11 protein-coding genes are annotated in these 12,617 nt (G+C 63.6%); 8 read left to right on the top strand and 3 right to left on the bottom strand.

The window, feature by feature from the left end:
* Positions 1-77 precede the first annotated feature (77 nt).
* From EOD07_RS00575 to EOD07_RS00595, 5 genes are all read left to right on the top strand, one after another.
* A complete protein-coding gene (locus EOD07_RS00575; protein WP_245469711.1) occupies positions 78-431 on the top strand; it encodes a group III truncated hemoglobin in 354 nt (117 codons plus the stop codon).
* A gap of 43 nt (positions 432-474) precedes the next feature.
* Positions 475-2,493 carry a hydantoinase/oxoprolinase family protein gene (locus tag EOD07_RS00580; protein ID WP_127233507.1) on the top strand — a complete coding sequence of 673 codons (2,019 nt, stop codon included), beginning with the start codon at positions 475-477 and terminating at the stop codon, positions 2,491-2,493.
* Between the two features lie 378 nt (positions 2,494-2,871).
* Complete coding sequence (locus EOD07_RS00585) at positions 2,872-4,719, top strand: assimilatory sulfite reductase (NADPH) flavoprotein subunit (RefSeq protein WP_127233508.1); 1,848 nt, start codon at positions 2,872-2,874, stop codon at positions 4,717-4,719.
* Positions 4,720-4,726: 7 nt separating this feature from the next.
* Positions 4,727-6,448 carry an NADPH-dependent assimilatory sulfite reductase hemoprotein subunit gene (locus tag EOD07_RS00590; protein ID WP_127233509.1) on the top strand — a complete coding sequence of 574 codons (1,722 nt, stop codon included), beginning with the start codon at positions 4,727-4,729 and terminating at the stop codon, positions 6,446-6,448.
* Positions 6,449-6,480: 32 nt separating this feature from the next.
* Complete coding sequence (locus EOD07_RS00595; RefSeq protein ID WP_127233510.1) at positions 6,481-7,113, top strand: peroxiredoxin; 633 nt, start codon at positions 6,481-6,483, stop codon at positions 7,111-7,113.
* 45 nt (positions 7,114-7,158) lie between these two features.
* Here EOD07_RS00595 and EOD07_RS00600 read toward each other — a convergent pair whose 3' ends face one another.
* On the bottom strand, positions 7,159-7,950 hold the full coding sequence (locus EOD07_RS00600; RefSeq protein ID WP_127233511.1) for an SDR family oxidoreductase: 792 nt from the start codon (positions 7,948-7,950) through the stop codon (positions 7,159-7,161).
* A gap of 190 nt (positions 7,951-8,140) precedes the next feature.
* The gene (locus EOD07_RS00605; RefSeq protein WP_164772000.1) at positions 8,141-8,890 is read right to left on the bottom strand and encodes a cyclase family protein; all 750 of its coding nucleotides are present in this window, start codon (positions 8,888-8,890) and stop codon (positions 8,141-8,143) included.
* 239 nt (positions 8,891-9,129) lie between these two features.
* On the opposite strand from EOD07_RS00605, the gene EOD07_RS00610 reads away from it, so the two are divergent.
* Positions 9,130-10,032 carry an SMP-30/gluconolactonase/LRE family protein gene (locus EOD07_RS00610; protein WP_127233513.1) on the top strand — a complete coding sequence of 301 codons (903 nt, stop codon included), beginning with the start codon at positions 9,130-9,132 and terminating at the stop codon, positions 10,030-10,032.
* A 66-nt stretch (positions 10,033-10,098) separates the two neighbouring features.
* Here EOD07_RS00610 and EOD07_RS00615 read toward each other — a convergent pair whose 3' ends face one another.
* Positions 10,099-10,809, bottom strand: coding sequence for a GntR family transcriptional regulator (locus tag EOD07_RS00615; RefSeq protein WP_127233514.1), 711 nt, complete (start codon positions 10,807-10,809; stop codon positions 10,099-10,101).
* A gap of 183 nt (positions 10,810-10,992) precedes the next feature.
* Between EOD07_RS00615 and EOD07_RS00620 the strand changes: the two genes are divergently transcribed.
* Positions 10,993-12,387: a sugar ABC transporter substrate-binding protein gene (locus EOD07_RS00620; RefSeq protein WP_245469714.1), complete on the top strand. Its 1,395-nt coding sequence runs from the start codon at positions 10,993-10,995 to the stop codon at positions 12,385-12,387.
* Between the two features lie 69 nt (positions 12,388-12,456).
* A partial coding sequence (locus EOD07_RS00625) for an ATP-binding cassette domain-containing protein (RefSeq protein WP_127233515.1) occupies positions 12,457-12,617 on the top strand: 161 nt, incomplete at its 3' end.

The raw sequence follows: 12,617 nt of genomic DNA on the forward strand, positions 1-12,617 counted from the left end.
GGCGGGGCGGGTATCGAGCGGTGAGCACCGGCGTGAAGGACAGGGCCCTGGTTTCCGAGCAGGAGATTCGCCGGCTCGTGGACCTATTCTATGACAAGGTTCGCGCCGATCCAGACCTCGGCCCGATTTTCGAGCGCGTCATCCAGGATGAATGGGGACCGCATCTGCAGAAGATGTACGATTTCTGGTCGTCGGTGATGCTGACCACGGGGCGCTACAGGGGCCAGCCTGTCGTGATCCACAAACGCATCGAAGGCTTGGAGATCGAGCTTTTCGATCGCTGGCTCGCTTTGTTCGGCGAAAGTTGCGCCGAATCGCTGGATGCCGAGACAGCGGGCCTGTTCTGGCGCAAGGCCGTTCGTATCGCCGAAAGCCTCAAGCTTGCTTTATTCTACCGTCCGGACCAGCCCTGGCCGCCGGGCACCGCATGACATTCGTGGTCTATTTCTCTCCCAATCCAGGGCAGGGCGGCCTATGAACGCAGCCATCGGACAGGCTTTCCCGCTGTATCTCGGCATCGATACGGGCGGCACCTACACCGATGCCGTCCTGTGGTCCGAAGCCGCGGGCATCGTCGCCAAGGCCAAGTCGCTGACGACCCGGCATGACCTCGCCGAAGGTATCGCCGGCGCCGTCGATGCGGTCCTCGGCGCGGCAGCCATTTCTCCCGCGGCGATCAAGTTGGTGTCGATGTCGACCACGCTCGCCACCAACGCGCTGATCGAAGGGCAGGGCGGCCGGGTCGCGCTGGTGATGATCGGCTTCGCCGAAGACGATCTTGCCCGAAGCGGGTTGGCTAAGGCGTTGGGCTCCGATCCCGTCGTTTTTTGCCCAGGCGGGCATGACGTTCACGGCGATCCGCGTCCGCTTGCGCTGGATGCTCTGGCGGAGGCATTGCCCGTTCTTGCCGATACGGTTTCAGGCATCGCCGTGGCGTCCTATTTCGCGGTCCGCAATCCCGAACACGAGATCGCGGCTCGCGAGCTTATCGGCGAACGTGCCGGACTTCCGGTAACCTGCTCGCATGAACTGTCGTCGAAGCTCGGCGGGCCGCGCCGCGCGCTGACGACGCTTCTCAACGCGCGCCTCATCTCCATGATCGCCCGCCTTATCGATGCCACCGAGGGCTTCCTCGAAAAGCGCGGCATCGCGGCGCCGCTGATGATGGTGCGCGGCGATGGCACGTTGGTCACCACGAAATTTGCCCGAGCCCGGCCGATCGAGACCATCCTCTCCGGCCCGGCCGCCAGCCTGGTCGGAGCACGGTATCTGACGGACCTCGATGATGCGGTGATTTCCGACATCGGCGGCACGACCACAGATATCGCCGTTCTGGAAGGCGGCCGCCTGCGGCTCGATCCCGAAGGCGCGACCGTCGGCGGCCAGCGAACAATGGTCGAGGCTGTCGCCATGCGCACCTTCGGCCTCGGGGGAGACTCGGAAGTTTCGCTTCAGGAGCGGTCGCTGACCTCGGCGATCGTGCTCGGGCCGCGCCGGCTCGTGCCGCTGGCGCTGGCCGCGGTGGAGCATGGCGATATCGTGCGCAAGGATTTGCAGCGCCAATTGCTCAAGCCCACCACCAGCCGGCTTGATGGCCGCTTTGCCTTGCGCACGGGTGTTCCAGACCGCTTCGCTGCTGGCCTGACGACCACGGAGGCGCGGCTTTACGCCGGTATCTCGGCTGTTCCCGCCGCGCTCGACGAACTGCTGATGTCGACGTCACAGGTCGCGACGCTCAATCGCCTGGTCGCGCGCGGGCTGGTGCATATCGTCGGCTTCACACCGTCCGACGCGGCTCACGTGCTCGACCGGCAGGCCAACTGGGACCCTGCCGCCGCCCGATTGGGCGCGGAGCTGTTTGCGCGCAGGCGCGACGGCCAGGGGCATCGCATTGCGGAAGACGCGGACACACTTTCCGAGATGGTTCTCGCCTGCGTCACCCGGCGTTCGGCCGAAGCCATTCTGGAAACAGTCTTTGCCGAGGATGGGCTGGATGGCGGCGTCTCCGTTGCCAATCCGCTGGTCCAGAGGGCGGTTCGTCGGCGAGGCGGAATGGCACGGCTGTCGATCGTGCTCGACCGTCCGGTGATAGGCCTGGGCGCCTCCGCATCGCTCCACTATGCCGGCCTGCCACCCCTGATCGGCAATGACTGCCATATCGCCGAGCACGCCGACGTGGCAAATGCGCTGGGTGCGGTCGTCGGGCAGGTACGCATGTCGGCGGAAGCACGCGTCAGCCAGCCGGAGATCGGGCTTTTCCGTCTGAATTCCGGCGAGCGGCTGGACGACTTCGATACCGAGGACGAAGCGATGGCCGCCGCCGAGGCCCATGTTCGCATCCTGGCGGCAGGCCTTGCCGAGCGTGCCGGTACCGATCAGCCCCGGATCGAGACCGCGCGGCAGGTCAAGGTGGCGACGATCGAGGGCGAGCGCAGTTTCGTCGAAGCCATCGTCGTGGCGACCGCCACCGGCCGGCCACGCATCGCTTCCTGAGGCGGTCAGGCCGGATCCCAGCTGTCAGGCCGCCGATCGGCGCGACGCGACACATCGGGGCCAGGATCGCAACGTGCTGGTTGCGTTGGGGCCTTCCCGATCCAAACGCCAAAAATATTGAAGCCGGGCGATAAGGCTTTTTGACCATGGAACATGTCGTTCTTGGAAAGAAAGATGTGCCCTTCGGACGAATGTTAGAACAGCAGTTTAAATCGCCGTTTAGTGCAAAATTCTTGCAGCCAGACAGCAATATCATTCGTTTGTCTGAGTGAAAAACGCGATGCAAAAGGTCGCGCCCGTCCGCTGGAACCTCGGTCCTGAATGAGCCTTCGCACGGCCAAGCCAACGGCGGCGAGACCATGCTCAAGGAAGTACCAGATGACGGCGTTCGAGTTTCCAGGACCGGGTTTCACGGCGGAACAGTGGAACCAGATCAATGCGCTCGCCACCTCCCTGGGGCCGGGGCAGGGGCTGTGGCTGAGCGGCTACTTCGCCGGCCTCGATCACAATGCGCGGGCGCCGCACACCGGAGCCGGCCTGCCGCTTGCAACGCTCGATCCAATAGCGCCCTGGCCGGCGGCCACGCCATCGACGCGCTCCCTGACCATCCTGTTCGGCAGCGAGACGGGCAATGGCGCCGGCCTGGCGAAGGCGCTTGGCGAGGCCGCTGCCCGGCTGGGCATCGAGCCCACGGTCGTCGACATGGCCGACTACAAGTTGCGCCGCCTGAAGGACGAGCAGGACTTGCTGATCGTCACCAGCACGCATGGCGAGGGCGATCCGCCGCTTTCCGGCAAGGGTTTCTTCGAATTCGCCGAAGGCCGCAAGGCGCCGCGCCTGCCCGATCTGCGGTACGCGATCCTGGCGCTCGGTGATTCCACCTATGAGCATTACTGCGGAGCGGGAAAACGCCTCGACCGCCGCCTGGAGGAACTTGGCGCCGCGCGCCTCGCAGCACGTGTCGACTGCGACGTGGATTATGACGAGGATGCAGCTGGCTGGATCAAGGCGGTGGTGGCCAAGCTCACGCCGCCCGCGCAAGCGGGCAATGGCGGGGCGACCGCCAGGGCCGTCGGACCGGGTTCCGCTTCAGCGACGCCCACGCCCGCCTTCGACAAGCGGGCACCATTTCCCGCCACCGTCATCGAGAATCTCGTCCTGACGGGGCGCGGGTCGAGCAAGGAAACCCGGCACATTGAATTGTCGCTGGCAGGCTCGGGTCTGGCATTCGAACCGGGCGACGCGCTTGGTGTGCTGCCGCGCAACGATCCGCGCCTCGTCGAGTCCTTGCTCGACACGCTGCGGCTCTCGGCCGACACGCCCCTCTCGCTCAAGGAGCGCAAAACGACGCTCGCCGACGCGCTTGGCGAAGCGCTGGAGATCACGGCGGCGACGCCGCGCTTCATCGAGCATTGGGCGGAGGCCAGCGGCGCCCGGGAACTCCACGAATTGCGCGGCGAACAGCAGGCCGAAGCACGCGCCGCCTTTCTCAGAGGCCATCATGTGATCGACATCGTCAGGCGTTTCCCGGTTCAGGGCATCGATCCGCAGACCTTCGTCGCGGGCCTGCGTCCGCTGCAGCCGCGGCTCTATTCGATCGCATCGAGCCTCGCGGCGATGCCCGACGAAGCGCATCTGACGGTGAGCACGGTCCGTTACGAACTGCACGGCGAACCACGCTCCGGTGTCGCCTCCGGCCATTTCTCGAAACGAGCCGAGCCGGACACAACGGTGTCCGTCTATGTGCAGGAGAATCGTCATTTCCGCCTGCCGGACGACGATGCGCCGATCCTGATGATCGGCGCCGGCACCGGAGTGGCGCCGTACCGCGCCTTCCTGCAGGAGCGCGAGGCGCGGGGCGCGACGGGCAAGTCCTGGCTTGTCTTCGGAGAGCGCAACTTCCACAGCGACTTCCTCTACCAGACCGAGTGGCAGGACCTGCAGAAGGACGGCGTGCTCAGCCGCATGAACGTCGCCTTTTCCCGCGACGGCGCGGCGAAGACCGATGTCCAGCACCGCCTCGTCGAGCATGCGCGCGACGTGTTCGCGTGGCTCGAGGAAGGCGCGCATGTCTACGTCTGCGGCGACGGCGCCAAGCTCGCTCCCGATGTCCATGCCGCCCTTCGCACCATCGTTCAGCAGCAGGGCGGGCGCGGCAAGGCAGCCGCCGACGACTATCTCGGCGCTCTGCAGCGCGACCATCGCTATCAAATCGATGTCTACTGAGGTTCACATGACATCCGTTCAGCAAAAAATCGACCGCAGCCGCGACCTGTCGCAACCGCTGGAAAGGCTCGGCCCCGACGAGACGCTGAAGGCGAACAGCGACCAGCTACGCGGCACCATCGCGGCCGGCCTTGCCGAAGAACTGACCGCCGCCGTGCCGGGCGACGACATCAAGCTGATGAAGTTTCACGGTCTTTATCAGCAGGACGATCGCGACATCCGCGATGAGCGCCGCCGGCAAAAGCTCGAGCCGGCCTATACCTTCATGGCGCGCGTGCGGCTGCCGGGCGGCGTCTGCAGTCCGAGCCAGTGGCTGAAACTCGACGAACTGGGCCGCGCCTACGCCGGCGACACGTTGCGTTTGACCACGCGCCAGACGTTCCAATTGCACCGCGTGCGCAAGCAAAATCTGCGCGCGACGATTCAAGGCCTGCGCGACGTGCTGCTCGACACCAAGGCCGCCTGCGGCGACGACGCGCGCGGCGTCATGTGCTCGGTCAATCCGTTGCTTTCGAAGCTGCATGCGGAGGTCTACGCGCTTGCCAAGGCAGCAAGCGACCATGCCATCCCCAAGACCGGCGCCTACCGCGAAATCTGGTACGGCGAGGAGCGCACCGAGCTCTCAGGTCCGGAGGAGCCGCTCTACGGCCGGACCTATATGCCGCGAAAATTCAAGATCGGCTTCGTCATCCCGCCGTCCAACGACATCGACGTCTACGCGCAGGACCTGGGCTTCATTGCCATCGCCCCGGGCGGCAGGCTCGAGGGTTTCAACATAGCCATTGGCGGCGGCATGGGCCGCACTGATCAGGCGCCGAAAACCCATCCGAGGCTGGCCGACGTGATCGGCTTCGTCGCGGCCGACAAGATGCTGGAAGTCTGCGACGCGGTGATGCAGGTGCAGCGCGACTATGGCGATCGGCTCGACCGTGGCCGCGCGCGCTTCAAATACATGATCGACGACAAGGGCCTCGACTGGATCAAGGCGGAGATCGAGGCAAGGCTTGGCTTTTCACTGAAGCCCGCGCGCCCGTATGAGTTCACGACGAATGGCGATCCGATCGGCTGGACGCGCGGCGAAGACGGGAAAGAGCACTGCACGCTCTTTATCGAAAATGGCCGGGTGATCGGCACTGTCATGGACGGCCTGCGGGCGATCGCGCGTATCCACAAGGGTACCTTCCGGGTCACGCCCAACCAGAACCTGATCATTGCCGATATCGCGCCCGAGGCGCGCCCGGATATCGAGCGGGTGATGAAGGAATTCGGGCTCGACCGCCTCAACAAGGCAAGCGCCTTGCGCCTGAATTCGATGGCGTGTGTGGCGCTGCCGACCTGCGGACTCGCCATGGCCGAGAGCGAACGCTATCTGCCGGATCTCGTCGGCAAGATCGAAAAGATCCTGGCCGCGCATCATCTCGAGGATGAGCCGATCACCATCCGCATGACCGGCTGTCCGAATGGCTGCGCGCGGCCCTATATCGGCGAAATCGCGCTGACCGGCCGCGCGCCGGGCAAATACAACCTCTATCTCGGCGGCGGATTCCACGGCCAGCGGCTGAACAAGATGGTTCTCGAGAACGTCGGCGAGGCCACCATTCTGGACATGCTCGGCAAGGTCATCGGGCAATTCGCGAAAGACCGCCTGCCGGGTGAACGCTTCGGCGACTTCGCCATCCGCGCCGGCTTTGCCGCGGAGGTCAAGGAAGGCCGGCACTTCAACGATTGACGACTCACATCCAGGAAAGGAAGGACGACATCATGTCACTGCAACTCGGCCAGATTGCTCCCGATTTCGAGCAGCAAAGCACGCAAGGGAACATCCGCTTCCATGATTGGCTCGGCGATTCCTGGGGCATCTTCTTCAGCCACCCGAAGAATTTCACCCCGGTCTGCACCACCGAACTTGCCGAGGTAGCCCGCCTCAAGCCGGAATGGGACAAGCGCGGCATCAAGCCGCTCGGGCTGTCCGTGGACGATGTGAAGGCGCACAATCTTTGGGAAAAGGACATCGAGGAGACGCAAGGCCACGCTCTCAACTTCCCGATGCTCGCCGACACCGACAAGAAGGTCGCCAATCTCTACGGCATGATCCACGCCGCGACCGATCCCAATGTGACGGTGCGCGCAGTCTACGTCATCGATCCGAACAAGAAGATCCGCCTCAGCCTGACATACCCGCCGAGCGCCGGCCGCAATTTCTCCGAGATCCTGCGCGCCATCGACAGCCTGCAGCTCACCGACAATCAAAAGGTCTCCACGCCGGTGAACTGGCAGCCCGGCCAGCCAGTGATCATCTCGCCGAGCCTCAGCGACGAGCAGGCGAAGGAGCGCTTCCCGCAAGGCTGGAAAGAGCTGCGGCCTTACCTGCGCATGGTCCAGTTGCAGAGCTGACTTCTAGCCAAACCTGCTTCGGCCGAGAGGAGTCAGGAACCCGGTCTAGTCGCCCGCGGTCTTCGGCCCGCGATAGCTCTCAAAATTGCCGCAGACGCTGATCGATTGTCCGGAAATATGCGGCGCGAGGTCGGATGCGAGGAAGACGGCGACGTCGGCGATCTCCTTCATGTCGATCATGGTGTGCATCGAGATATTGTGGAGGAAGAAAGGCATCCATTCTTCCAGCGTCATACCACGCTTTTCCGCCTGCTCGCGCATCACCCTTTGCCCACGCGGCCCGTCGACCAGGCCGGGCAGGATCGCGTTGACGCGGACACCGATCTCGCCGAGTTCGACCGCCAACACGTCGGTCAGCCCTCGCACGGCATATTTTGACGCGGAGTAGGGTGCCCTGAGCGGCATGCCGAGTCGGCCCGCGACCGACGAGAGGTTGATCACGCAACCTCCGCCTGCCTGCCTGAACAGCGGCACGGCCTTGCGCACCATGTAGAACTGACCGCTGACGTTGACCGCCATGGTCTCATTCCACTCCTCGTCGGTGATGTCCTCGACCCGCTTGGTCGGGCCGGAGATGCCGGCGTTGTTGACGAGGATGTCGAGCCGCGAATGGCGCGCCAGAAAGGCGTCGTAAAGCGCGGCGACGTCGGACGACTTCGACACGTCGGCCTTCAGAATGATCGCCGACGGCAGTTCCCTGGTCACGGCCGCCAGGGCATCGTCCGCGATGTCGCAAAGGCAGACCTGCGCGCCCTGCTCGACAAAGCGGTGCGCGATGACCCGGCCTATGCCCGATGCGCCCGCCGTGATGATGGCTGTCTTGCCACTGAGATTCATCGTTTCCTCCAGACTTATTCAGATGTCCCGACCGGAACCCGCCTTCGGGTTGAGGTCGTATAGAGCTTGCGTCGCATTGATGCGGGCCATGCAGGCAATCGCCTGCCTTGCGATGGCCGGCATCTCTCGGCAGATTCGAACGACTGCGCGGCTTCGTCTTTGCGAGGACTTTCGCAGAGGCGCAAACGGGTTAGGCCGGGCAGAAGGCGACGGGCCGTATCGGCGATCCCGACCCCTCGTCGATGTTCAGGGGCATCGCAAGGAACAGCGATCGCGGTGTCAGTTCCTCGAGGTTGGTAAGCATCTCGACGATCAGTATGTCGTGCGGCAACCAGCTCTTCATATGGCCGGGGTTTGCCTGCGGCACCCCGTCCACGATCGCGGTCTCGCCTGCCACCGTATCGGTGGCCACTGCTCGGACCTTGCGTTCGCGCAAGAACTCACAGGCGTCCTCGGACATGCCGGGGGCGTTGAGCACATACCATTGGGCTTTCGAATCTGTGCGCCAATAGCGCTTCATCCAACCGTAGTTGACGATCGCTATTTCACCTTCGCCTGCCGCGTGGCCGGATTCCTTCTCGTAGTCGCGCAACATATCGGCCGTGATGAGATCGCCCGGCCTCAGGTCGCGGCCCGAGAAGTCATACAGAACGGCGGACGCGAAAAGATGATCGGCCGGGAAAGTGTCGATGGTGCGGTCCATACGGTCGGGCAGCATGTGAGCCGGCGCGTCGACATGGGCGCCCGTATGCTCGGCCATCATGATCGCTTGGCAGTAGTAGCCATCGTGATCGTGGGTCACCGCCTTGTCGATGGTGAGATGCGGGTGGGTCGGCCAGCGTGGGATGCCTCGCTCCAATTTGGGCGCCAGATCCACCATCCGCATGCCGCCTAAGGTCTTCAGGACGACGTCGATCGCCCCGGCCCTGCTGTCCGCCATGAAATCCTCCCTGAAATCGCGGCTTTCCCTCGCCCGCCTGGCTTGGCGCGGGCGCTTGGGCATCGGTGCCCCACGTGAATGTAACCACGAGGCCGACTGGATCGTCAACGGTGAAATGACTGATCTGTGATCACGCATGTTGACTTCGTGATCGGCGCTGTCCAATGTCGTCGCTGGAGGAGCCGCAGCCGCGTTGGCGGTGCGGCCGAGTGCAATGGCTGGGTCGGGAGGAGACTGCAGTGGCCGAAATCCGCTTGCTCGTAGACAGCAAAAATCATCTCGGCGAAGGGCCGCTCTGGGACGTGGAGGATCAGCGCCTCTACTGGATCGACAGTTCCGCGGCGGAGATCTGGAGCTGCAAGGAGGATGGGAGCGACGTCAAGCTCAATTACGTGCCCCTGCATATCGGCTCGATGGCGATTCGCGAGAAGGGCGGCGCCGTCGTGGCGCTGGCCAATGGCTTCAGCCTCTATGACTTCAAGACACAGCGTCTGACCCATATCGGCGATCCGGAGGCGGACGAGCCGGAGAACAGGCTCAACGACGGCAAAGTGGACCGCCGCGGCCGCTTCGTCGCTGGCTACATGTCGTACGATCACGACCGCTTCGACGCCAATCGCGGTCAGCGCCCGGTGCGGAACTCCGCGCTCTACAGCCTGAATCCCGATCTTTCGATCACGAGGCTCGACAGCGGCATCAAGTGCTCCAACGGCCCGTGCTGGAGCCCTGACGACAAGACTTTCTATTTCTGCGATTCCTACGACGACCTTATGTACGCTTACGACTACGATATCGAGACCGGGAGCGTATCGAACAAGCGGGCTTTCCTGTCGAACAAGGACTACCCCGGGACCTTCGACGGATCGACCGTGGATTCGGAGGGGTACATCTGGAACGCCCATGTGTTCGGCGGACGCATCATCCGCTATTCGCCGGACGGCAAGATCGATCGGGAGATCGAGTCCCCTGTCCGCAATCTCACCAGCGTCATGTTCGGCGGCAAGAACCTCGATGTGCTCTACGTCAGTTCGATGGGCCGTCCGATAAAGGGCGTGCCGCAGCGCGAGCAGAACGCAGGCGGTCTCTTCGCCGTCTACGATCTCGGCGTGAAGGGCTTGCCCGAGCCGCGCTTCGGCGGTTGACCTCAAGGTCGCGAGAGCCGGGCGTGTCGACTGCGCCCGGCCCACGCGATCCTTCAGGTCGGGAACTCAGAGCGCCATCTGACGCGGCTTTTCCTCGTTCTCGCCAAAAATCGCGATGCGATGACGCGTGAACCATTTCGCGGTAGCCCAGATGTCCACCTTGAGGTTCGATGCGGCCCTGCGACCGTCGTGCCGCTCGATCGCCTGGACGACGCGCTCGTGGAAGCGAGTGCCGGTGAGGAACGGATCGGAATAGCCCATCCGGTAGGCCACGCCGAGGTACGGGCCGGTGCGCAGCCAGAGATTGTTGATGATCTCCAGCAACTGCGGCATCTCCGCGGCCTCATATATGGCGAAATGAAAGCGCTTGTTGGCATCCAGCACGTCTTCGGTGAAGCCCGTCTTGATCGCGGCGATCATCGAGGCATTGATCTCGCGCAGGCTCTCAACCAGCCCCGGCGAAGAGTTCAGCGCGGCGCGACGCGTGGCCATGCCCTCGATCGACATGCGGATACGGATGAGCTCCCAGAACAGTTCCGGCGTGAAGGATGCAACGCGAATGCTGCGGCTCGGCGTCTGCACAAGCGCCTTTTCGGCCGCCAGGCGCTGCAGCGCCTCGCGGACGGGCATGGCGCTGGTGCCGAGCGCTGCCGCAAGACCGCGTATGGTCAATGTCTCTCCGGCGGAGAACTTGCCCTGATAAAGCGCTTCGCGCAGCCTCAGGTAGACTCGCTCCTGCAGCGTGCTCACATCGACCGGCGAAAGTTTATCAGCCATCCAAATTTTCCGTCACTTCCATGGTTCGCGGAAGATGGACTCCACGGCGGCCGGCAGACCGCGCTCGGATCACCCGGCCGCCCGAGGGTCGGCGGCGCAGCCCATCTTGCAACAATCGGTCTTCCCGGCAACGGCTAATACCCACAATGGCGGGGCGCAAGTGCGGGAGATCATTTCGGCAACATGGCGCGGGTTGTGATCACAAATCAACGATTATTTATTGACGGCGTGTCGCTTTTATGGCTCGTAATACGCGGCTGCGGACGCGGCCAGGGGAGAAGGGCACCGAAAACATGGTGCCGGAGGACGTTGTGGAACAAGGAAACCCGTGCGGCCGGAGCAATCCGGGCGGGAGGCGACTCTTCGCTGTCCCGGCATGGATGCCGTTGTTCCGCAGCATCCGTCGAGGTTCTGCGCTGCGTTGTGCAGGCAGTCACTAGGGAGAGAGATATGAAATCCAGGGTGAGGAAATTTGCCGTCGGTGCGCTTGCCGCGGCCGCAGGCATGGCGCTAATGGCGCCGGCGGCTCAAGCCGCCGACAAGTTCAAGATATTCCTCAGCATGAGCTACATCGGCAATGACTGGCAGGCCGAGGCCGCCAACATGCTGAACGCCCTCGCGGCGCACAAGAACTATGCGGACAAGGTGGACCTGCAGGTGCAGGTGGCCGGTCCGAACGCCCAGAAGCAGATCCAGCAGATCAACTCGATGGTGCAGGCGGGCGCCAAGGCGATCATCGTGTATCCTATCTCGCCCACTGCCCTGAACAGCGCGGTGAAGAACGCTTGCGCCAAGGGTGTGGTGGTTATCGCCTATGATTCGATCATTTCCGAACCTTGCGCCTACAACGTCCACATCGATCAGAAACAATGGGGAACCAAGTCGGCCGAGTGGTTGGTCGACAAACTCGGCGGCAAGGGCAAGGTGGTCATGATCAGCGGCGTGCCGGGCACGACCGTCGACACGCTTCGCATCGAGGGCGCGAAGGAGGTGTTCTCCAAGCATCCGGGCATCGAGGTGGTGGCCGAGGCGAACGGCATGTGGAGCCAGGCGGTCGCCCGTACGGAGCTGTCGAAGATTCTCGCCACCCGCAACTGGGATCAGATCGATGGGATCTGGATGCAGGCCGGCTGCTATACCGCCAACTCGATGCAGAGCGAGGCTGGCATCGCCGACGACAAGCTGAAGCCCTGCGCGGGCGAGGCGTCCAACGGCGGCCGCATCCAGATGCTGCCGGTCGGCACCAAAGTCGACGGCGCCAACGGCACCTACCGGCCGATGGGTGCGCCGCGTTGGTCATCCGGTTCGCAGAACTTCACCGGTGCGCTGGCGCTCAAGCTGGCGGTGGACAAGCTCGAAGGCAAGGAAATTCCAGCCCTTACGGATGTGGCGCAGAACATCGTCACGAACGAGAACATCAAGCTGTGCGCCGAAGGCACCTGGCAGGAGATGAAGGACGGCTGCAATGTTTTCCAGCCGGCCATCATCCCGAATCCGGGCTGGTTCGCCTCGATCTACTCGGATCTGACGCCTGAAGTCGGTCTCAACGCCGCCTTGGTCGCCCAGCCGGAAGAATGACCGCGCGCTGATCGAAGCGGCCGATCATGGGATCGGCCGCTTCCCGCATGCCGACAGGGTCGCATCAACATGCCGAACGAAGTTCCCGCCATCCGCATCGCACAGATGCGCAAAGCCTATGGCGCTACCGTCGCGCTAGATGACGTGTCGGTCGCCATAGCGCCGGGAACGGTGCATGCGTTGCTCGGCGAAAACGGCGCCGGCAAGTCGACGATCGTGAAAGTCCTGTC

It is taken from the genome of Mesorhizobium sp. M2C.T.Ca.TU.002.02.1.1, from assembly GCF_003997225.1.